Origin of the sequence: Enterococcus sp. AZ149 (assembly GCF_051714285.1) — a bacterium.
GTDB lineage: Bacteria > Bacillota > Bacilli > Lactobacillales > Enterococcaceae > Enterococcus_D > Enterococcus_D entomosocium.
Window position 1 is genome coordinate 2363977 of the sequence record NZ_JBIORO010000001.1, and the last position, 22929, is coordinate 2386905.

Annotated in this window: 17 protein-coding genes; 10 read left to right on the top strand and 7 right to left on the bottom strand. The window is 46.5% G+C overall.

Annotated elements, in window-relative coordinates; genetic code table 11:
- The first annotated feature begins 1 nt into the window (after nucleotide 1).
- Nucleotides 2-2152: a GH92 family glycosyl hydrolase gene (locus IGI94_RS10975; protein WP_438899751.1), complete on the top strand. Its 2151-nt coding sequence runs from the start codon at nucleotides 2-4 to the stop codon at nucleotides 2150-2152.
- 85 nt (nucleotides 2153-2237) lie between these two features.
- On the opposite strand, the gene IGI94_RS10980 is transcribed toward IGI94_RS10975, so the two are convergent.
- The gene (locus tag IGI94_RS10980; RefSeq protein WP_438899752.1) at nucleotides 2238-3044 is read right to left on the bottom strand and encodes a Cof-type HAD-IIB family hydrolase; all 807 of its coding nucleotides are present in this window, start codon (nucleotides 3042-3044) and stop codon (nucleotides 2238-2240) included.
- Nucleotides 3045-3216: 172 nt separating this feature from the next.
- On the opposite strand from IGI94_RS10980, the gene IGI94_RS10985 reads away from it, so the two are divergent.
- The 5 genes from IGI94_RS10985 to IGI94_RS11005 all read left to right on the top strand — a co-directional run bounded on the left by IGI94_RS10985 (nucleotide 3217) and on the right by IGI94_RS11005 (nucleotide 10403).
- On the top strand, nucleotides 3217-4212 hold the full coding sequence (locus IGI94_RS10985; RefSeq protein ID WP_087664952.1) for an ROK family protein: 996 nt from the start codon (nucleotides 3217-3219) through the stop codon (nucleotides 4210-4212).
- A 37-nt stretch (nucleotides 4213-4249) separates the two neighbouring features.
- Nucleotides 4250-6091 (top strand): FAD/NAD(P)-binding protein, encoded by a 1842-nt coding sequence (locus tag IGI94_RS10990; RefSeq protein ID WP_438899753.1) that lies wholly within the window; start codon nucleotides 4250-4252, stop codon nucleotides 6089-6091.
- Between the two features lie 192 nt (nucleotides 6092-6283).
- Entirely contained in the window at nucleotides 6284-7222 is a 939-nt protein-coding gene (locus IGI94_RS10995; RefSeq protein WP_438899754.1) for an AAA family ATPase, read from the top strand.
- 2 nt (nucleotides 7223-7224) lie between these two features.
- Nucleotides 7225-8268, top strand: coding sequence for a DUF58 domain-containing protein (locus IGI94_RS11000; RefSeq protein ID WP_438899755.1), 1044 nt, complete (start codon nucleotides 7225-7227; stop codon nucleotides 8266-8268).
- A complete protein-coding gene (locus IGI94_RS11005; RefSeq protein WP_438899756.1) occupies nucleotides 8265-10403 on the top strand; it encodes a transglutaminase-like domain-containing protein in 2139 nt (712 codons plus the stop codon). The genes IGI94_RS11000 and IGI94_RS11005 overlap by 4 nt, the downstream gene beginning before the upstream one ends.
- Before the next feature lie 57 nt (nucleotides 10404-10460).
- On the opposite strand, the gene IGI94_RS11010 is transcribed toward IGI94_RS11005, so the two are convergent.
- Nucleotides 10461-13112 (bottom strand): cation-translocating P-type ATPase, encoded by a 2652-nt coding sequence (locus tag IGI94_RS11010; RefSeq protein ID WP_016613591.1) that lies wholly within the window; start codon nucleotides 13110-13112, stop codon nucleotides 10461-10463.
- A gap of 349 nt (nucleotides 13113-13461) precedes the next feature.
- Between IGI94_RS11010 and IGI94_RS11015 the strand changes: the two genes are divergently transcribed.
- The gene (locus IGI94_RS11015; RefSeq protein ID WP_438899757.1) at nucleotides 13462-14205 is read left to right on the top strand and encodes an NADPH-dependent oxidoreductase; all 744 of its coding nucleotides are present in this window, start codon (nucleotides 13462-13464) and stop codon (nucleotides 14203-14205) included.
- Between the two features lie 120 nt (nucleotides 14206-14325).
- Here the strand turns inward: IGI94_RS11015 and IGI94_RS11020 are convergent, their stop codons facing one another.
- Entirely contained in the window at nucleotides 14326-14676 is a 351-nt protein-coding gene (locus tag IGI94_RS11020) for a hypothetical protein (protein WP_438899758.1), read from the bottom strand.
- 162 nt (nucleotides 14677-14838) lie between these two features.
- On the opposite strand from IGI94_RS11020, the gene IGI94_RS11025 reads away from it, so the two are divergent.
- Complete coding sequence (locus tag IGI94_RS11025; RefSeq protein ID WP_260606928.1) at nucleotides 14839-15147, top strand: DUF5960 family protein; 309 nt, start codon at nucleotides 14839-14841, stop codon at nucleotides 15145-15147.
- A 127-nt stretch (nucleotides 15148-15274) separates the two neighbouring features.
- Entirely contained in the window at nucleotides 15275-15481 is a 207-nt protein-coding gene (locus IGI94_RS11030) for a hypothetical protein (RefSeq protein ID WP_008378986.1), read from the top strand.
- 143 nt (nucleotides 15482-15624) lie between these two features.
- Here the strand turns inward: IGI94_RS11030 and IGI94_RS11035 are convergent, their stop codons facing one another.
- Nucleotides 15625-15918 (bottom strand): hypothetical protein, encoded by a 294-nt coding sequence (locus IGI94_RS11035; RefSeq protein WP_008378988.1) that lies wholly within the window; start codon nucleotides 15916-15918, stop codon nucleotides 15625-15627.
- Nucleotides 15919-16139: 221 nt separating this feature from the next.
- On the bottom strand, nucleotides 16140-17564 hold the full coding sequence (gene pepV, locus IGI94_RS11040) for a dipeptidase PepV (protein ID WP_008378990.1): 1425 nt from the start codon (nucleotides 17562-17564) through the stop codon (nucleotides 16140-16142).
- Between the two features lie 159 nt (nucleotides 17565-17723).
- On the opposite strand from pepV, the gene IGI94_RS11045 reads away from it, so the two are divergent.
- Nucleotides 17724-18560: an NAD(P)H-hydrate dehydratase gene (locus IGI94_RS11045; protein ID WP_008378992.1), complete on the top strand. Its 837-nt coding sequence runs from the start codon at nucleotides 17724-17726 to the stop codon at nucleotides 18558-18560.
- A 74-nt stretch (nucleotides 18561-18634) separates the two neighbouring features.
- On the opposite strand, the gene IGI94_RS11050 is transcribed toward IGI94_RS11045, so the two are convergent.
- Entirely contained in the window at nucleotides 18635-20686 is a 2052-nt protein-coding gene (locus tag IGI94_RS11050; RefSeq protein ID WP_438899759.1) for a beta-galactosidase, read from the bottom strand.
- The gene (locus IGI94_RS11055) at nucleotides 20683-22923 is read right to left on the bottom strand and encodes an alpha-galactosidase (RefSeq protein WP_375856245.1); all 2241 of its coding nucleotides are present in this window, start codon (nucleotides 22921-22923) and stop codon (nucleotides 20683-20685) included. Before IGI94_RS11055 ends, IGI94_RS11050 begins: the two co-directional genes overlap by 4 nt.
- Nucleotides 22924-22929 lie beyond the last annotated feature (6 nt).

Here is a 22929-nt window from a genome sequence, read left to right on the forward strand (position 1 = left end):
AGTGAACGTATCAATGATCGACACACGACACGGAACAGACAACCAATATAGTTTTTCCCATGGCAACTGCCTGCCTTATACAGGGGTTCCTTTTGGCATGAACTACTTTGCCCCGCAAACCAGCGATCAACGAGGCAGTTGGTGGTTTCATCCAGAAGATCGAACCTTTCAGGGCTTTCGCATCACCCATCAGCCTAGCCCTTGGATGGGTGATTTCAGCCATCTGACGATGCTGCCGATAAACGGCACGCTTTCTGAAAATACCCTTTTCCATGCGCAAAGCTCGTATCGTCCGGAAGAAAGCACCTTTAATCCAGCCTTTCTTAAAATCAAGACGCAGCGGTATTTAACAACAACGACTTTGATTCCCAGTATGTATGGCGGTGTGCTGTCTATTGAAAACTGCGGGGATCAGCCGGGTCTTGGCTTGTCACTGCCGGGTGACTATGTCTTAGAACAGTTGGATGAACAGACAGTGGCTGGTCAACTGATCGTATTTTCAGGATGCGAAGACGAAAGCTTCACCTTCCATTTCGTCTATCGTTTTGAAACACCCATCACGGCGATCGAAGGTGCCTTGACAGGCAAAGAAGCCTTCGTCGTTCTCCGCTTTGATAATTGCCAAACACAGACGATCCGTTTTGCAACCTCGTTTCTCAGTCGCGAACAAGCTTGTTTGAACTTGCAGCGGGAACAGCAATGGGCTCCTGCCGATTATCTGGCTTCTGTCCAACAGCAATGGAATCATTTTTTGCAAAAAATCGAGATCGAGCATCACGATCAAGCACAAGTTTCTACTTTTTATCATAATTTTTATCGCTTATTCTTGTTTCCTCAAACCTTCTTCGAAATCGATCAAGAGGGTCGCAAAGTGCACTGGGATACCTTGGCAAAAGCGATCAAACCAGGACCACTGTACACAAACAACGGCTTTTGGGATACGTATAAAACTGTCTACCCGCTCTTTTCACTCTTGGCTGTCGAACAATTGGAAGACATGCTGGAAGGCTTTTTGAACAGTTATCGCGAAAGCGGCTTTTTACCAAAATGGCTATCACCTGATGAGCGGGGGTTGATGCCCGGGACGCTGATCGATGCCGTGATCGCTGATGCCGCAGTAAAAGGCATTCGTCCCGATTTGATGCCCGAATTTTTAGCAGCGATGAAAAAAGGTGCCACCGTCCAAAGTGAAAATCCCAATTATGGTCGGCGCGGCACGACGGACTATTTGACTTACGGGTATGTGCCATTGACGCATCATGAATCGGTCAATCACACCCTTGATTATTGTTACAGTGATTTTTGTATCTCACAAGTCGCGCATCAGCTGGGTGACGAGCAAGCAGACTATTATCAGCAGCAATCGCAAAATTACCGCAACATTTTCGATCAGGAGACCGGCTTTATGCGGGCAAAAGACCCAGATGGCGCTTTTCGTCCAGAGTTTAGTGACACACGCTGGGGCTTGGATTATGCAGAAGGCAGTGCGTGGCAAAGTAGTTTTGCTGTTTACCATGATTTCGCTGGCTTGATCACTGCACACGGCGGCAAAGCGGCCTTTGAAGCAAAACTGATCGACTTGTGCAATCAAGAACCTCGCTATACGACAGAAGGCTACGGGTTCGAGATCCATGAAATGAGTGAGATGGCCGCACTCGATTTTGGTCAGCTGGCGATCTCCAATCAGCCAAGCTTCCACTATCCGTATCTATTCAGCTATTTGGGCAAACCAGAAATGGCACAGCCCTTGATCAAGCAGCTACTGACACAGTGCTTCAATGACTCACCAAAAGGCTTTCCTGGCGATGAAGACAACGGCAGCATGGCTGGTTGGTACATCTTCAATGCCTTGGGCTTTTATCCAGTCACACCGGGGACAGGCGAATATGTCATTGGCATGCCCTTATTTGATCAAGCAACACTGCATCTTGCTTCAGGCAAAGACTTAGTGATCAAGAGCACGCCCAATGCACCGCAACAGCTCTTCGTGGATAAAATTACATTGAACGAAGAACCCTTCGAGCGATTATTTTTCACCCACCAAGAATTGACTGCCGGTGGTACATTGAACTTCCAGCTAGGTATCGTCCCTCGCAGCAAAGAGTGGTCAGCCGATGCCTATCCTTATAGCGTCAGTCAACCACATGCATAACGAAAAAACCGCTCCTTAGCAATAGGCAGCAGTCTACTTTCAGTCAAATGAAAGTGCACGCTGTCCCTGCTAGGGAGCGATTTTTTTATTGGTTCATTTGTATCGGTAACAGACGTTCGATAGTTTTCAGCACACCATTTTCATCGTTTGACTTGGTCACAAACGCTGCCGCTGCCTTGACTTCCTCAAAGGCATTGCTCATGGCGAAACTAAACGTGCCAGCTGCCATCAACTCCAAATCGTTCAAGCCATCGCCGAAAACCATTGTCTCCTCGGGTGTGACGTGCAGCAATTCTTGCAAGTGTGCCACAGTCGTTCCTTTGTGGACGCCTTGATTGGTGATATCGATCCAAGCGGCTTCCGAAGCCACGATGTACGCTTCATTGGTAAATTCGCTTAACTGTTGGACATGCTCAAAACAACGTAGTTTGGGATCAAAAATAGTGAGCTTCACAAAATCTTCTGTGATAGTTTGATAATCCGCCACCGTTTTGACCACCCGATAAGAGCCACGCACTTTCTGCGCATCCGCTTCACTGGTTGTGTCAGCAATGTACGCCGCAGTCGGTGTACAAGCGATGATCACATGATCTTGCGCAATCGCAGCGAGCTTCGCAATGATCCGCCGCCCTAATTCGTTTGGCAGCAGCGATTCAAAGATGTACTCTCCTTGATGTTTGATGCGGGTCGCGCTATCCCCAAGAATCCAAACATCCGCTGCTGCTTCACCAAACAGTTCTTCCACTCGTTCACACTGTTTGCCGGTACACGCAGCAAAAGCAACACCCGCTTCTTTCATTTGTTGGCTGACTTGTTCATAATAAGGCCGATCAAAACTGCCTTGGCTGTTCAAAAATGTACCGTCTAAATCTGTGATGACTAATTTGATCATACGTTTCTCTTCCCCTCTACCTCGTGTCCTCTTCATTCCAAATCACTTAATTAACGTTATTAATTAAGTATACTTATTTTCAAGTTTTCCGTCAAGTCAGTCTTTTAAAAACTTTACATCGTTTCATCCCGTCGGTATACTTAATTAAATCACTTCATTAAGGAGAACATTTATGGCTTCTACCACCCATACCATTCGCCAGCAAAACAAACAGCTGGTTTTAAAAACTTTGTTTCAAAACGGGGCATTATTCGCCTCCGATTTAGTGAAGAAAACCGGCATCAGCATGGTCACCACTAACTCATTATTAAAAGAATTGTTAACAGAGGGGGAAATCACGAAAGGTCCGCTGGAGCAAAAAGAGCTAGGACGACCAGCAGTGACCTATCAGCTAAATCAAGACCGAGGTCATTCTCTTTTGCTTAGCTTTATCGATCACGATGGCTCCTTGGCTCTTTGGTCCATGCTGATCGACCGCAAGGGGAAGGTTTTGGCAAAACACGACCAGCCCTTTCCTGATGTTGCCCCTCATCGCTTTCAAGAATGTGTAACGAACGAGCTGGCATTATTTCCTTCTGTGGAACAGATCGCCCTCTTTTTACCAGGAAAAATCAGTGGAGGAACCGTGACTTCCAGCTGGTATGAAAAATTTAACGGCTGGCAGCTGGCAGCCCTCGTGGCAGAGGTCACTGCACTGCCCTTCTACTGTCAAAACGATGCCCATATTTTAACGATCGGCTATTGCATCGCCCAACAGATCTCCTTGCAGCAAACCATCGTTGGCATGTACAATCCTGAAAAAAGCATGCCCGGTATCACGCTCCTAGTCAATGGTGCGCTTTTAGAAGGAAAAGATGCCCTAGCGGGAGAGGCAAAATTTTTACCCGGCTACTTGGATCAAGGGGCACCGCAAGACCGCACGGCTTTGGTCCAGCGCCTGACAAGCATACTGCCATTTTACAATGCAGCTTTTGCCCCCCACTGTATCATTTTAGCCAGCAGTGATGCAGTAAAAACCGATCTCCTAGACGCGATCCAAAAAAATCCATTGCTGCAGCAACAACCCAATCAGCCCGCTTTCCATTATATCGACGCTATCGATGAAGCCATGGTGCTAGGCATGCACTGGCTGATTTTCCGCAAGACACCTTTTGACTTAGCCCGTTGATGACACAAAGACCATAGAATAATTGAGGTGGTGTGATATGAAAATAGCGATCATTGGTGCTGGTCCTCGTGGACTTTCACTTTCAGAACGGCTGATTGCTTATAGCAAACAAAACAAACAAGCCATCGACTTGCTGCTGTTTGATCCTTTTCTTCCTGGGGCAGTTTGGCGCACGGACCAATCGGCAGATTTGCTATTGAATTCTGTGACCAGCCAAGTCACCCTTTTCACGGATGACACATTAAGCACCGGCGGCCCCGTGGTCAAAGGACCTACCTTGTACGAATGGGCAGTGACAGAAGGGAAACATTTCGCAGCCATCCATGCCCCTGAGCTCGTTGCGGAATGCACAGCACTTGATTCACTTGATCCTAACGGGCATTGCTCGCGGGCGTTATATGGACTCTATCAGCTGTGGTTTTATCAGCAGTTGTTAATAGAGTTACCTGAATCCATTACCATCAACCATCTGTCAGACAGGGTCAGCTCTTTGACCCCTCTTTCCAAAAATCGCTACCAGTTGACGACGGCTCACCAAACATTCCTTGTTGATGCCGTCGTCTTAGCTACAGGCCATTCACAAGCCCAACTGTCATCAGGGGAACAACAATTGGCGGCTGCCGCAGAAAATAATGGCTGGTTTTATGCACCGCCAGCCAATGCGGCAGATACGGATCTAACGGCTGTGAAAGCTGGCGAACCTGTGATTTTACGGGGACTAGGACTTGCCTTTTACGATTACGTCACCCGCTTGACCAGTGGTCGGGGCGGAACCTTCGTCAAAGTCAATGAATCCCTCGTCTATCAACCTTCTGGTGAAGAACCGCAAATCATCGCCGGTTCTCGTCGGGGTGTCCCGTATCATCCTCGTGGCCGCAATCAAAAAACACCAACGCAGCAGCGAAAGCCCGTTTTTTTGACCCCTGAACGCCTAGCTGCTTGGCAAGCAGCCAAAACGGTTGCTGGCAAGACACTGCTCTTCTATTTAAAGAAAGAGGCAGAACTCGTCTATTATCAGACGCTGCTTTTAGAAAAACAGCGGCTTGACAAAGATCAGCTTGACGCTTTTACCACCGCCTTTGTTGCCACGGAAGGATCTGAAGACTTGCTAAAAAAATGGCAGCTTCCTAAGAGGGAATGGTGGTCATGGCACCAACTAGCCGATCCCTTTGCTCAGAAAGAGCAGCAGTCCTTGCAAGACTTTTTCATTGCGCTATTACGTACCCAAATCCAAGATGCCGAAAAAGGCAATCTAGCGGGACCTATCAGCAGTGCCTTGGAAGTCTTCAAAGATCTGCGTGACCCGATTCGGTTTGTTCTCGATCATCAGCTAATGCCAGCAAAAGACCTGAAAACACTCTTTTGGCAGTCTTTCGTTCCCTTTAACAGCTTTTTATCGATCGGTCCGCCGGTTCAACGACTGCAGGAACTGGTCGCCTTGATGGAAGCCGGAGTGGTGACCTTACTAGGTCCTGACATGACTGTTGAGATTGAGGAGGCTTATTGTACGTATTCAAAGCGATTTCCCGACACACGCTATCACGCGACGCAACTAATTGAGGCCCGCATTCCATCGACAGCGATTCGTCGAACCAACAATTCCTTGTTGCGGCAACTGCTAAACGATCGGATCATTCACCCGCACCGGTTGCCGATACCCAATGAGGTGCCTTTTGAGACGGGTGCTATCGCCATCGATCCTGAGACCAATCAGGTCCTTGGACCAGATGAACGCCCCTACACTGCCCTCTATTGTTTCGGGATTCCCACAGAAGGCATCCACTGGCTGACGGCTGCCACTGCTCAGCCAGGAACCGATGCTTGGAATTTACGGCAGGCGGACCAGATCGCCGCTGACCTCTTACACCACATCTTCTAGTCGCTTCTTTTCTATCAAACGCAAACTTCCGACGAACCGCTTCGGAAGTTTTTTGCTTTTCTTCCGCAAACCCGCAGGCAGGATTTTCCTTTTTTTGAATATTCTTGAAATTTTCTTTAATTGTTACACGAAAATTGCGACAGTCCTAGAAAACCGTTACAATAGAAGAAAAGAACGCAAGGAGGTTGTTTCATGACCGCTGAATTACAAAAAATTGATGCCTTGATCGCAGAAGTGGAAAAAGTGATTTTAGGCAAACGAGATGTGATCCAATTTACCGTGGCTGCGCTGCTTGCTGGTGGACACGTTTTATTCGAAGATATCCCCGGTGTTGGGAAAACGATGTTGGTCAAATCATTAGCCAAAGCCATTCAAAGTGACTACAAACGGGTACAGTTTACCCCAGACCTTTTGCCTAACGATGTGTTAGGTGTGTCGATTTTTAATTCCCAAAGCCACCAGTTCGAGTTTCGTCCCGGCCCGATCTTCACCTCCGTCCTCTTGGCAGATGAGATCAACCGAACCACACCAAGGACGCAAGCCTCGCTCTTAGAAGCCATGTCAGAAAATCATGTCACCATCGACAATCAAACGTACCCATTGAGTCCCCACTTTTTTGTGTTAGCTACCCAAAACCCAATCGAATATGAAGGAACGTATCCTTTGCCTGAAGCCCAATTGGATCGTTTTTTGTTCCGCCTGCATATCGGTTACCCAGATTTTCAAGATGAGCTCGCCCTCTTGACTGGAAAACGACAGCAAAGCTTGGATCAGATCCAAACCATTTTACATGCTTATGAAGTGACCGCTTTGAAAGCGATGGTGGACGACGTGTATGTCGATGAGCGGGTCGCCCGTTACGCATTGCAGCTGGTTCAAGCGAGCCGCCAGCATAATGCCATTGACCTTGGTATCAGTCCTCGTGGTGGGATCGCCTTCTTAAAAGGGGCAAAAGCGTTAGCGTTGACGGAAGGACGGACCTTTGTCACGCCGCAAGACTTGCAGCGAATTTTACCAGCAGTCTTCGGTCATCGTTTATTACTGAAAGGCGGCGTTCATGCTAGCGCGGAGACCCTTTCAGATTTGATGAAACAGATGATCCAACGGGTGCCTGTCCCTACGAGGAAATAGCGATGAAGAAAAAAAAGCTTGAACGCGTGCTGCGCCTCCTGTTGTTTAGCGCTGCCTATTTTTTGCTGCTGGCTTACTGTGTGATCTTTAATAATAATGCCGGTTGGAGCCTCTGGTTTTTACTGACTCTGTTATTGTTGCTTGACGCAGTATTCTTGCTGCCCTCCCTCAAGAAGGTCCAAATCGTTTTAGAAGAATCGATCCAAGCTGAAACACAGACAGCGATCACCTTACCGCTGCAAGTCTTCAAGTATCGCCCGACGCTGCTGCCGCTGGTCGATTTCACCTTGCAGTTTGACGATCGTTTCAAGGAAAGTCATCACAGCACCTTTTATCGAGGCAATCTGATTCGGCTCCAGCTGCCTTGGACCCCAAAGGAGCGCGGCAGCTATGAAGAATTGCCCGTTCAATTGTACAGCCATGATCTCTTTGGCTTTTTTGAAAAAAGCTACGCTGCAGGTGCGAAACAATCGATTTTGATCCTACCGAAATTGAAGCTAGAAGCCGTTGCCCTATTGCCATTTTTTAAACAGCAAGTCCGCAGCCAAACCCATGGGGAACCCAATTTTTCTATTCGACAGTTCCGTCAATACCAGTTAGGGGATTCATTAAAAAATATCGATTGGAAATTATCCAGCAAACAACAGGAATTGATCTATCGCGAACGAGAATACGAAGAAGAACAAGACATCTTTCTGCTCTTTTGGGGAGAAGATCATCCTGCTTTTGAAGAGACCTTGACACTGTTTTATTCGATCCACCATTTCTCACAAAATCAACGACTTTTTCAGCCGCTCTTGATTGGTGACGGATTGACTTCTCCTTACCAAACGGATGCCGCTGCCTATGCCCAGATCCTTCCCTTCGAGAAAGTTCCTGAAGGGGTACCGCTCTTGACTGGCAGCCATCTTATCTTCATTACCCCGGTTTTCACCCCACAACTGGAAAACTACCTCAGTCAGTTGGAAGCAAAAAACAGCTGCCAAGTGTTTACCTACGCTGATTTAATGAGGCAGTTGAATGAACTTGAGGAGGTGGTAGGATGAGATTTATTAAGAAAGCACTGATTGGTCTTTTGACCTTTCTCAGTCTATCACTGGTGATCTTGCCGTTTATCGCAGTTTATGACCTTGGCAATCAGTTCACCCTTTTAACTTATGCCTTTAGTGTCTGTTTGATTTTGACCATCGTGCCGAAAGTCCGTTACAGTTTGCCTTTGCTGGCAGCCGCTTGGCTGATCGTCTTGTATCGGATCTTTCCTTATGGGACTGCCTTTTCTTTTGATTGGCTACTGCGTTTTTGGCTAGACCTGCACCGTGCCTTTCAAGAGATCCTCAGTGGTGAAGTCGGCTATATCACCGAACTGGCGGCGGTGACATTGATCGTTAGTTGGGTCTTGTTTTTAGCGATCTTACCGATTGCTTATCAACGCTTTTTCTTGATTTACGGTACCATGATCGGCTACTTGCTGACAGTCGTGATTTTTAATCAATTTGATTTGACGTGGCATTTGATCGGTATTTTTCTTTGCGCGCTGGCTTCTTCCATGATCCAGCGCAGCGCCTTTCAATCCAGTCAAACGATCGCCCCCTGGTTCGGCGTGATGCTATTGATTGGTGGCTTAGCCGTCACTGCTGTCTACTTGCCGCAAACGAGCGTGCGAGAACAATTGGCAGCTAGTTCCACGCCTATACGGACAAATCTGAATCAGCTGGGTTTTTATCAATTTATTGAAGAACATGGCACCCCCACTGGTTCTCGCACGGGCTTCAGTGAAAATGATCGTCAATTAGGCGGACCACTACTTGATGATGCGACGATTTTATTTGAAGCGCAACAAGAAACCCCGCATTACTGGCGGGTGGAAAGCAAAGACTTTTATTCTGGTAAAGGCTGGATCAGTACTAGCCGGGAAGACATTCGCTTGGAAGCAGGCGATGTCACCATCGCTGACCAGAGCTATCAACAAACCTATCCTGAGAATGAACAAGTGCGGATCCAATTTCAAAACCATGGAGACTATGTCCCATTGCCCTATGGGCGCAGCACGTTGTCCCTTGAAAACGGTGCTCGCGGTTTTCAAATCAGCGATGCCATCCAGCGGGTCGATCTCATTGATCCACTCCCCGACACCACCTTGACCTTCGATTGGGACCATCCAGATTTTGCCGCAGAAAATCTCCAAAATCTGCCTTTGATCTATCCGGATTCTCCGATCGATTATATCCAGTTACCCGATTCTTTGCCGCAGCGGGTACGAGATCTCGCCGCTGAGATAACCACTGACAGCAACAGTCTGTTTGATCAAGTCACGGCGGTTGAAAGCTATTTGAAAGACCCACTCGTATTCCGCTATTCCAAGACCGATGCCGTCGTGCCTGCAGAAGAGCAAGATTACGTTGATCAATTTTTATTTGAATCACAAGTTGGCTACTGCGACAATTTTTCCACGGCAATGGTCGTGCTACTACGGAGTTTAGAGATCCCTGCTCGCTGGGCTAAAGGCTTTTCTCCTGGATCCCCCGTGACAGAAAACGGCATCACTACTTATACTGTCCGTAACTTGAATGCCCACTCATGGGTGGAAGTCTACTTTGACGGATACGGCTGGGTGCCTTTTGAACCGACACCTAGTTTCCAAAATCCAGATCGTCCCGTGTTGACGCAAGAATCTACTAGCTCCGAAGAAACACCGACCGCTAGCAGCGAGACAACACCAACGAGAAATACGGAAACAGAAAGTAGTGAAACCACGACCAGCAGTTCTGCAACAGCCGCGGTTACCGATGATGTTTGGTTGACTGAGGAGCTGAAACAAACGCTGCGCAATGGCTTCTTTGGAGGCTTAGCTATCTTAGGACTTGGCCTGCTTTTCTATTTCCGCCATTCGTTTTTCCGTATTCATTTATGGTTGATCTGCCGCTTTAACAAACAGCCGCTAGTTGCTGCCTATCCTTTGTTTTTACGGCAAACGACGAAAGTTCTGTACCGTAACGAGGCGGAGCCGTTGATCGATTATGCCCAACGACTCGAAGCATTCTATCCACTGTTCCATGGTGATTTTATCCGCTTGACGCAGCAATACGAAGCCTACCTTTACAGCCAGGAACAGCCGGCTGGTCAAGAAGCCTTCTTGAAGCAAGTCGCTGCCCAAATCAGTCAGCTGAAAAAAATCAACTAAGCAGTGAGGATAAACGACAAAAAACGTATCGATCAAAGGATCGATACGTTTTTTGCTTTAGGCGTTTCCTTGACGTTTTTGAACGGCAATAATAATCAGTTTCGTGATTTCCATCAAAACAACTGCCACAGCAGCCATTGCGATACATAGACCGACATGTCCTAAAGTGAAGGTTGCGGGAATCGCAAAGACTTCACGGATGCCAGGAATCAAGGTAATGCTGTATAGTCCACCACAAACGACGATCGCCAGCCATACCATTTTATTGGCAAAAAGGCCAGCTTGCCAAGCAGTCTCGGTATTTGAGCGTGCTGGCAATGTTTGCAATGTCCGGCTCCAGATAAGTGTTGAGAAGGCCATCGCTACACCTAACTCAGGTGATTGGCTCATCCCTAACCATTGTGCCAAAATCACGACAGCGGCAATCAAAATACCGCGATACGTTACTGAGATCAAAGTTTTTCCAGTGAAGATACCTGCATTTGGATCTCTAGGCTGACGTTGCATGATGGTTGGTTCGGCTTTTTCCATTCCCAGAGCAATTGCTGGTAATGAGTCGTTGACTAAGTTGATAAAGAGTAGCTGCAAGGCAGTAAATGGATTGTCCCAACCCATCACTAAGGCAAAGACGATCGCAATGATCGCACCTAAGTTTCCAGCAAACAAATACGAAATGGCTTTTTTGATGTTGTCAAAGACGTTTCGGCCAACTTCTACGGCACGAATGATCGAGGCAAAGTTATCATCCGTCAAGACCATCGCCGCTGCATCTTTGGCAACGTCCGTTCCGGTTCCCATTGCGATCCCGATATCCGCTTGTTTCAAGGCGGGTGCATCATTGACTCCATCTCCGGTCATGGCAGAGATCTTGCCTTTGTCTTGCCAAGCCCGCACGATACGGATTTTGTTTTCCGGCGAAACACGAGCATAAACCGTGATTTTGTCTAATTGATCCGCTAGTTCGGTTTCAGAAAGAGCATCCAATTCCGTACCAGTCAAGGCTAAGTCGCCCTCAGCTGAAATACCGATCTCTTGTGCGATCGCCACGGCTGTCGTTTTGTGGTCCCCTGTGATCATCACTGTTTTGATACCGGCAGATTTGGCATCTGCTACGGCTTGTTTGACTTCTTTACGAGGAGGATCGATCATTGCCATCAAACCAACCAAAATCAGCTCGTTTTCATCCTCAAGTGTCAATTCTCGTGATTGGGCATCGGTCAATGGACGGTAAGCAAACGCCAAGACCCGTAATGCCCGTTTTGAGAATTCTTCGTTTTGATGCTGCAATTTATTTCTGATTTCATCTGTTAAAGGCACGACTTGATCATCGATCAAGACTTTGGTACTGCGGCCAAAGACGATGTCTGGACCACCTTTGGTCAACAACAAATGTTCGCCATCGATCTCATGTAAGGTGGACATCAATTTACGATCAGAATCGAAAGGCAATTCTTGCAAACGAGGAAACTGTTGACGAATCGCCCGATATGGCTGATTTAGTTTCTCACTGTAATCCAGAAAAGCAATTTCAGTAGGGTCTCCTAGCTTCGCCCCATCTTCACTGATGGCAGCATCATTTGCCAAGACACTGATCTCTACTAAGCGTTTTTCAGGCAATGTCCAGGTAGTTGGCTCATCGGGGAACGTGCCCGTTTGCCCATTTGGTAAATAGTAGTCAACAACGGTCATTTTGTTTTGGGTCAAGGTCCCTGTCTTATCTGTACAAACGATACTCGTTGAACCCAATGTTTCAACCGCTGGTAGTTTTCGAATGATGGCATGACGCTTCGCCATTTGTTTTGTTCCGATCGAAAGGACGATCGTCACGATCGATTGCAATGCTTCTGGAATCGCTGCAACGGCTACGGCTACCGCAAACATAAAGGCGTTGACTAAGTCTTCCGTCATATCACCTGTTCCGTCACCTAAGAACAACCGTGCTACTTGAACCCCTAAAATAATCAATGAAAGGACCAAGATCGCCAAGCTCAGTTTTTTACTGAAGCTGTCCAGTCCTCGTTGCAATGGTGTTTTGTGTTCAACTGTACTTTCCAATAAGCCAGCCACTTGACCGATTTCCGTCACATTACCAGTCGCGGTTACGATAAACCGACCACGCCCATAAGTGACGATCGTTCCACTGAAGACCATGTTGTCACGGTCGCCGATCGGTGCGGTACGATCGATCACACCTAATTCTTTTTCCGCTGGCGTTGATTCCCCAGTCAGCATTCCTTCATCGACCTTCAAAGAACCCTCTTCAATCAATCGACCATCTGCTGGTACATAGTCCCCAGCTTCTAAAATAACGATATCGCCGACAACCAATTCTTTCGCCAGCACACTTTGTTCTTTGCCATCCCGAATGACGTTAGCATCTGGTGCTGACAAGCTTTTCAAAGCGTCTAACGATCCTTCGGCTTTTTTCGTTTGTATCACACTGACGACGGAATTCAACAAGAGTACTGCGAAGATAACGATGGACTCAACGTGTGCACCCATAACCATTTGGATGATTGCCACAATCAACAAGACGATCACCATCGCATCTTTGAAGGTATCTAAGAATAAGGCAAAGCTTGATTTCTTAGGTGCTTCCTTCAGCTGGTTCAGGCCATTTTCTAACCGCTTGGCTGCCTCTTGCTGCGTCAACCCCTCTGGACTGCTCTGGACCTCTGCCATAATTTCCGAGATTTCTTTTTGATACATTTCTTTCGCCAATTTTTTTGCCCCTTTTAATTTTATTTTCCTTAGGCACTCTGCTAGAAAAAAAGAGACCTAAGACAAGTATACGCTTGTCTTAGGTCTCACCATTTCAAATAATACCAGAAAGCTGTCGCCAGCTTACTTACTGTTGATATTATCGCAGCTTGCGCCACCGGTTACTCCCCTAAGGAATAATAATAAGAATGTATCATTATCATAACGGAAACTGTTGTGCTTGGCAACTATAAAACATCAATTTGAAATTTTTTTGAAAACATTCTTTTTGTTCCCATTCCTTTTTTTCTGTTACACTAAAGAAGAAAGAAATTTGTACGTTACAGGAGGAAAAACGATGGATCTTTTTGATACTTTTACCCGCCACAGCTCTGTCAGAGATTTTCAACCCCGGTCACTATCAAAGGAACTCAAGCAAAAATTAGTAACGGTTGCCCAGAGCGGCTCCAGTTCGAACTTTGTTCAAGCTTATTCGATCATTGAGGTCAGTGATCCTGAAAAACTGGCTGCTATCGAAAAAATTGCCGGTGCCCCAAACTACATCACTCGAACGGGGGTCTTCTATCTTTTTGTCGCCGACTTACATAAGCATCAGCAGCTGCTGGCCCAAGCAGGATTGCCGGATACCCACTTAACCACGATGGAACCATTTATTGTGTCAGTCGTTGATACGACGATCGCTGCCCAAAATATGGTAGCATATGCTGAAGCACAAGACTTAGGAATTTGCTACATCGGCGGCATCCGCAATGATTTGCCTCGTATCGCAGAACTCGTCGGCTTACCAAAATTGACGTTTCCGTTATTCGGTTTAACGATCGGCTATCCGCAACACAGAAATGAGCCGAAAGTCCGCTTGCCCCAAGAAGCGATCGTAAGTGTCGATCAGTATCAACCGCTGACGCAGGAGCAAACAGCCCAGTACAACCAAACGACAGAAGCCTATTATGCACAACGCAGCAGCAATCAACAGCAAACCAATTGGCAAACGAAAATGACGGAATTTTTCCGTGAACCGCGACGTCCAGTTGTCGCTGCCTTTATGAAGCAACAAGGCTTCTCAGACCACTTTGGCGAATGAGGACACTAATCACCACGGGAAAATAAAAAACGATCTTTGGCAAGGAATCTTGTCAGGATCGTTTTTTTACTTGGTGTAAAAAATCAGGTTCAGGCTGCTCTTGTATCTTTGTCGCGCTAATTAATGTGCGGCTTCTTGTGCGGTTTCGTTGACGGCAACTGCCTGCTCACATTTTTCCATTAATTCTACGAATGCTTTATCTAACACGGCTGCATTTTCGGAGGTTCGCTGACTGATTTGCGTCATAGGTTGCGCCGCAAGATCCAGCAAATAGGTAGGGATTGCTTCTTTTTCAGAAAAAGTGCCCTTGATCAGCGGCTGGTAGACAGACTCGCCACAAGGTCCAGTTTTGATAAAGGCTAGTTCGAACTGCGCCTTCCCTGACAAGCGCAACCGATAGACCCCTTCATTGGTCAGCAGTTTTTCATCGGTAAAGCGTGCCTGTAATCGTGCAAAGCGTTCATAATCCATGGTATCTGCTCCTTTTTGATTCCTTCTTTCCTCTAGTGTAGCAAATTTCTTGTTAGCAAAACATCTTTTTCATAGAGAACGCATCCCCTTTTTCCTCGTCTGGCGATTTTCCACTTTACAAGTAGAACAAATGTTCGTATAATTCAAGTGAGGTGAATGCGTATGCCAGCTGCAAAAATTGCTTATGCAAAACAAGAAACCTATGCATTTGAAAAACACTATTATGAATTGGTAAACTTTCCCACACCAGTGGCGCTTTTGTTTGATGAATTCGCACTGACGATGGAGCGCAATCAAAAATCGTATATTACGATCCCCGCGCGCTATTCCGTCTTAAAGGTTCCGCTCGTCTTTGTTTTTCGACTAGAGACTAAGGATGCGCCTGTTTATTATTATGAGCACGTACTTGCTGAAAATAAGATTATTCGCCGCTACAACCCCGAGCGTAACTATTTACCCGGTGGAAGATAGACCAATGGTTCGATACGTTTGCTTAGATAAGCGGATGCTCTCTCCTGATGAAAATCATGGGTAGCAGTTCGAATGTTTGTCATCAAAACAAAACCCCTCTATACTAAAAAGAAAGGGGTTTTTCACAATGACGAAAAAACCGCCGCAAACGTCTGAAGAAAAAGAAGCCGCTTCTAACAATATGGGATTGGGGATCGGTGTCGGAATGGCCTTAGGTGCTGCATTTGGGATGCTGTTTTTTGACAACCTGGCATTAGGCATGGGTTTAGGCATCGCACTAGGTGTAGCGATCGGTGCCGGTATGGATCAAAAAAGCAACAAAGACAAGAAATAGCTGAAGCAAAGAGCTGTGTTTATCTGTCACAGCTTGCTGCCCAGTAAATACAAAAAAAGCCTAGGTTCTGCACTTGTTGTACAGGACCTGGGCTTTTTTGCTACTTCGAGCAATTTTCTCGAAAACAGTTGCTTCACAGTTGGTTACAGCAGATTTCTTTTCGCCATTTCCGCGCGATACAGTTCATAAACCGCATCACTTTGCTTTGCATGACTGCGGTAAAAGAGCCCATAAGAGAAAATCGCTTGGAAATTGCTTCCTTGATTTGCTCGTGCTACAGCGTGGTACAAATTCGCCAACTGCTGATCAGACATCTTCCCGCTTTTGATTTGTTTGGCAACTGCTTTTTGAGAAAGGGTAAATAAAACCGTCGTAAATACTTGATAAACCACCCAAATCGCCAGAATGACCAAAATAAATTTCACCAAATCAGGCATCACTTTTCAACTCCTTACAAAAAGTAAATCATTCGGATGATTTGATGTCAATAATAAAATAACCCAACGAAAATAAAATATTTATTTCCCAAAGTAATAAAATAGCAGTATGACAATGATTGAAACAATCAGTCGTACTGCTATTCCTTTATTGCCTCTATTCATCTAAGTATCAATAAATCGACTCAGCTAAAAAAAGAATAGACGGTATCAATGTCTCTTTATTTCGCCAAACGGTAGATAGCATCTGCATAGATCACCGCTGCGTTGAATAGGTCATCCAAGCTCATGAATTCATTGGCTTGGTGCATGGTGTCAACATAGCCTGGGAACATTGCGCCATAGGCAACGCCGCGTTTCAATAGACGGCCGTATGTGCCGCCGCCGATGATTTGTTCAAAGCCTTTTTCGCCGGTATGTTCTTCATAAACCGCCAATAAAGTTTCTACCAATGGATCATCTGCTGGCACGTAGTGAGGTTCCATGTTGCGGTCATTGCGAGTAACGGTGGCCCCTTCCATACCGACGGTGCGTTCCACACCGATTTCAAGTCCTTCCGCAGTTACACCTTTAGGATAACGGAAGTTCAAGGCGATAAAGTTGTCTGCTTGCGTTCCTGCTTGGTTCGCTTTAAAAGCAAACAAGCCAGCATTCATAGTTAATTTACCCATTTTTTCGTCTTCGTACGCCACACCTAATTTTTCACCGTAGAAATCTTCATGGACATAGGCTGCTGCTGCATGGATGAATTGTTTTGCGCCGCCGCCAAAGGCATAGTTATCTAAGAAGACAGCTAAGAAGGTTCCCGCATTGATTCCTGATTGTGGGCTGGCACCATGGGCACCTTTACCGACTAATTCGATCGTCACTTGTTCATTTTCTGTTTCAATTGTGCCCGTCACTGGATTGGCTTCAACGTAATCGAAAAAGGCTTTTTCGATCGCTAATGCTTCTTCTGTTGATGGAGCAATGAAGCTTGCCGTTGCCGTTCCTGGTACCATATTTTCTCGCAAGCCAGCAGTGAAACTTTGTAGCGTGAAGTCTCCTTCATTGTTGCCTTGGAAATGGATCCCTAATGTCACATTTCCTTTTTCTCCATTGATGATTGGGAAATTGGCATCTGGCGAGAAGCCAAAATCAGGCTTTTCTTCATGCTCAAAGTAGTAATCCATATCTGCCCAGCCGCTTTCTTCATCAGAACCAACGACAAAACGGATTTTTTTCGATAATGGCAAGCCCAATTCTTTAATGATTTTCATCCCATAATAGGCGGCCATTGAAGGACCTTTATCATCAGAAGAACCACGAGCATAGATTTTGTTGTCATTGATGACTGGATCATAAGGATCGGTTGACCAGCCGTCACCTGCAGGAACAACATCCATGTGACCGAAGATCCCTAATGTTTCGTCTCCTTCACCAAATTCGATGTGACCAGCGTAATTATCGACGTTTTTGACTGTGAAGCCATCACGTTCGCCATAAGCTAGCATGTGTAGCAACGCATCACGAGGTCCAGGACCAAATGGCGCGTCCGCAGTCACTTTATCATCTTCTCTTTCACTTTTCACTTTCAATAGATCAATCAAGTCGTTCAGCAAATCGTCTTTGCGGGCTTCGACCTCTTTTTTCCAATCGATTGTCATAGTGTTCCCTCCATTTCTGTTCTCGCTATTTATGATAACACTCTTAAACCAAAAAAGGAAAAAAAATTGCGCCTTTTTCCATGGGTCTTTTCTATGAAATTTCTAGGAAACAGGTATAATAAATATAACTCGATTTTGATTAACGAAAGGAGTCATTGCATGGAGCAACTTGATTCTGCGATTTTATCCAAAGTGATCCAACAGCGCCCGACAAAAAGCCACAAAGGTACCTTTGGCCGGGCCGTTTTAGTAGGGGGCAACCGCCAATTCGGTGGGGCGATCTTAATGGCGGCGCAAGCCTGTGTATATGGGGGAACTGGTTTGACCACTGTGATCTCCGATGGCGTCAACCGAACCGCCCTGCACGCCCGCTTGCCTGAAGCGATGTTTGTCGATTGGCAGCAAACAGAACTGATCGATACGGTCACCGAATCGGCGGACGTCCTACTGATTGGTCCCGGATTAGGAGAAGGAAAAAGCAATTTTGATCTGCTGCAGCGGATCGTTTCTGCCCAAAAAGAACACCAATGGTTGGTGATCGATGGTTCGGCGATCAATTTGGCTGCCAAATATCCGCTGATCATCCCCTTTCCTGAACAAGTCGTCTTCACGCCGCATCAGATGGAATGGCAACGGCTCAGCGGACTGGCAATTGCCGACCAGACCGAAGAAAACAATCAGCAAGCCCAACAAAAACTCGGAAGTCTGGTGGTCTTAAAAAGCCATCGCACGCAAATTTACGGTAGCAGCATCGCCCAAAATCCCCTAGGAACACCCGCAATGGCGACCGGCGGCATGGGGGATACGCTGGCAGGCATGATCACCAGCTTTTTGGCACAGTTTGAAAAAACAGAGGAAACGATCCAAGCGGCTGTCTATCTCCATAGCCTGATTGGCGAAGACTTGGCAAAAGAGCACTATGTCGTGTTGCCGACACAAATCAGTGCCGCATTGCCTCAATGGATGAAAAAGCACCAAGCATCTGATCCCGAATGATTTCTTATAAACCATTCACCAAAAAAACGTCCCTTTCTGTATTTGTCGAAAGGGACGTTTTTTCCAATGGTCAGTTAATTGTTAAAATAAACCACTCGCACTTCATACGGCGCCAAGGTTGCTGTTGGAGGAACTGCTTGATTGGTCTCTAAATCAACGACTTCTTTGATCAAGTGTAGTGTCTGCTCTTTCTCAGAAAAGTTCATGATGAAAAAATACGATCGTTCCGGACTGATCCTGCCTTGGATCGAGACTGCAGGATTGGCATGCGCGATCCTTTCCTCTGCCAAGGACAGCTCACGGACCAAAGAGGCATACAACTGTTCGAAAAAGTCATAGTTGGTGCGAGCCGCCAAATAATAGGCGGTGCCGGCACCAAAGGCATTTTTGGTGATCGCAGGGGTTCCTTGGTAAAAATCTGCTTGATACTCCCCTAGTACCTCCGCTGTTTCGGCTTCGATGATTGCAGAATAGTCCCGTGTTTCAAAGGGCTGTCCTTGAAAAAACACTTGATTGTGTTCAGTGTCAAAAAGAGTTTCCAGCTCCAGCACGTTGATGCCTAATAACGCTCGCAACGGCTGTGGCAAGCCCCCCAGATACAACAGGTCGGTTTCATTGACCATGCCGCTAAAGTAACTGGAAATCAAGGTACCACCAGCTTCCGTGTACTGGCAAAGTTTTGCCATCGTCTCTGAGGTCATCAAGTAAAGCATCGGAGCGATCACCAACTGATAGTCAGAAAAATCTTGCTCTGGCGTCAAAATATCGACAGCGATGTCTTGTTCCCAGAAATAACGATAATGCTCCTGCAACGTTTGCGGATACCGTCTGGTTGGTCGCCCAAACCCGCCGCCTCGCTTCAATGCCCAGTTGCTTTCCCAGTCAAAAAGGATCGCCACTGCTTTTTTTCTTGTGGTTCCTTGAATCTCTTTGATTTTTTCCAAGCGCTTGCCGTAAGCCGCAACTTCTTTGAAGACCCGATTCTCCGTGGAATCATCATGTCCCACGACTGCTCCATGGAATTTTTCTGAATTGCCGCGGGATTGGCGCCATTGAAAATACAAGGTACTATCTGAGCCGTGGGCGATCTGCTGCATGGCACTCAACTGATGGACACCAGGCTTTTTCGCTTTATTAAAGGAATGCCAGTTAACAAAACTCGGCGTGCATTCCATCACTAAAAAGGGCTGTTTCTTCAATGACCAGTATTGATCATGTACATAGGCGGATTTCATCGCTGTCGCTGCCAAGGATTCAAAGTTGTTGTTCCAATCAGGGTAACTATCCCAGCTAACGATGTCCACATGACGAGCGAACTTGCTGTAGTCAATGCCTTCTAAAGGAATAAAATCTTGGGTAGCATGTCCTTCCGCCATAAAATTCGTCGTCACAGGAATGTCCGGTGTCAGCTGACGGATCGGCGCACATTCATGCAAATAAAAATCGATCGTCCTATCTGTGACAAATCGTTTCCAATCAAGATCCATGCCATGCACTTTGTGTTCCCCTAAAGGTGAAGGCGGTAAAACCTGCGACCAATCGGAGTAAGTACCGCCCCAAAAAGAAGTCCACCAGGCATGATTCAACGTGGCTAAATCACCATATTTTTTTTGCAGCCAGCTGCGCCAGTTTTCCTGACAATAGGAGCAAAAGCATTCCCCAGAGTACTCATTGGAGATATGCCACATGGCTAATGCCGGATGCTTGCCGTAACGTTTTGCCAACTGCTGATTGATTTGCGTCACCTTTTCCCGATAGATCGGTGAAGAGTAACAGTGATTGTGGCGAAACCCATGGGTATGTTTTTGCCCTTGGGCGTTGGTCCGATTGACTTCAGGATACTTTTGGCTTAGCCATTGAGGCCGCCCACCGCTAGGAGTGGCCAAAATGACTTTGCCGCCGATGCCATGGATCTGATCAAACACTCGATCCAACCAGTCAAACTGATAAACGCCTTCTTGCGGCTCTAAGGCACTCCAAGCAAACACCCCTAATGTGACGGTATTGACATGGGCTTGCTGCATATAAGCAAGATCCTTTTGCAAAATTTCTGGATAAGCCAGCCATTGATCGGGGTTGTAATCCCCGCCATGCATAAACTGCTGATCAAACAATTGATTGCTCATGATTCTACTCCTTTTTTGGCTTGTAACTGGTAGACAAATGATTGAAAATCGCCAGTGACTTGCGCTGTTCCATGGTTGACGGCATTAAACTGATAGGGTTTACGCAACCCTAATTGCCTTAACAGCTGACCAGAGACAGTTTCGCCATTGACCTGATACACCTGTTGGGCATTAAGAAAGGCTGCGGGCAAAAAGTCTTCCGCCGTCGGATTGGCTTGTGCCAACACGCGAAAGAAAGCAATCAATGCTTCTTCGTTTTGCGGATCATACACTGCCCAAGTCGTTTCATTGGCATGGTCCAACTGCTGCAACTGGTAAAAAGTGCCAAAGGTCAGCAATTGCCGCTGTTTTTTATAAAAGACGATTTGGGATTTGATCGCCTGCTTTTCGGTTTCAGACAAGTGAAAGAGATCGAGTTCATACCCCAAAGGCCCAAACATTGCGACGGTTTGCCGAAAGGCTAAAGACGTTGCCCGGCCGACTTGGTGGTTTGGTGCCGCCGACACGTGATTGCTGAAGGAGGACAAAGGATACCCTAACAACGTTCCGCTTTGGATGGCTAAACGTTCCACTGCATCACTATCATCACTAGGCCAAATCTGCGGACTGTAAAATAAGATCCCTAAATCGTATCTGCCCCCGCCGCCAGCACAGCCTTCGATCAAAAGGGTCGGAAACGCAGCTAAGATTTTTTCATATAAGCGATAAAGACCTAAAATGTAGCGATGATAAAACTCCGTCTGAGAAATTCCCTGTTCCGCTAAATAGGGAGAGTAAGCTTCCGTGATATTGCGGTTCATATCCCATTTGATGTAATCTAGCTTGGTTTCAAGGATCACTTTTTGCATCGCTTCGAAAATCGCCTCGACCACTGCTGGATTGGCAAAATCCAACACGTATTGCCCGCGCCCCACAGAGATCCGCTCATAAGGATGCTTGACTACCCACTCAGGATGCTCTTGGTACAACTGACTATCTGGCGAAACCATTTCTGGTTCAAACCAAATCCCCAGTTGCAGCTGCATGGCATGAATTTTCTCAGCAAAAGACCCGATTCCTTTTGGAAATTTGGCAGGGTCCGCCACCCAATCGCCTAATGAACTGCGGTCGTCGTTGCGTTTTCCAAACCAACCATCATCCAGCACAAAGCACTCCATCCCTAACGCCTTGCTTTCTTGGGCTAAGGTCAACAGCTTTTCTTCATTAAAATCAAAATAAGTCGCTTCCCAGTTATTAAAGACGATCGGCCGCTGACGCTTTTGCCAATAAGGGGCAATCACATGCTTTTCGATAAATTGGGCGGATTCTTGACTCAAGCCATTCAGACCAGCAGCGGTGAAGGTGAAGAGGCATTCTGGGGCTTCAAAAGTTTCTCCTTGTGAAAGCTGCCAGCTGAAATGCTCAGGATGTATCCCCAACATCAATCGAACGTTGTCCCATTCATCCATTTCCGCTTGCGCCAAAAAGTTGCCCGAATAAATCAGGTTGGCACCATAGACGTGACCAGTGTCATTGGTGGCTTGCTGTTCTTTTAAGGCGACAAAAGGATTGTGCTGATGACCAGACGCTCCTTTTAACGAGCCGACACTGATCGTCCCTTGGGTCAAAGGGACCGTCTTGATGTGCCGTTCTTTCAGCCATGCGCCTGAAAGATGCAGCAGTTCAAAATCGCGATTTTTCAGCTCCAAGACACCACTCAAAAAGCGCTGGATGGTTCTCGGCTTGCTCCCCGTATTGGTCAGTGTTTGCTGCCGCGTGATGGTTCCTGATCCTTTGAAGATCGTATAGGTGAGCGCCATTTCCAGCTGTCGCTCTTGATCTACTAATTCAAAGACGATGCTTTGGCTTTCATCGGCAGAAGCAAAGCTGGCTGGTTGCGCCAGCTTTCGTTCTTTGCCCTCAAAACAGTGAAAAGCCACAAGTTTAAAATCAACATAAAGAGGGGTTTCTTCCTCAAAAACTGACACTGCCCCTTCTCGAAAATCAGAAGTCCCATACGTTGGCAATTCTTGAAAACGGTCCGCCAAAGTAAAAAGATTGTCTGCTTCAAAAAATTTGACGGTTCCTGCCGATTTATTCTCTTTTTTCTCAAGGTACGCTTGATCAAACGGCGCCAGTGTGCCTAGAGATGGCCCAAAATAGACATGACCCAGTTGCTGATTTGGTAACACATTTATGATATAACTGATTTTTTCATTGTATAAGTGAAAGAGTTGTTCATTCCTAATTTCTATCATTGCTAT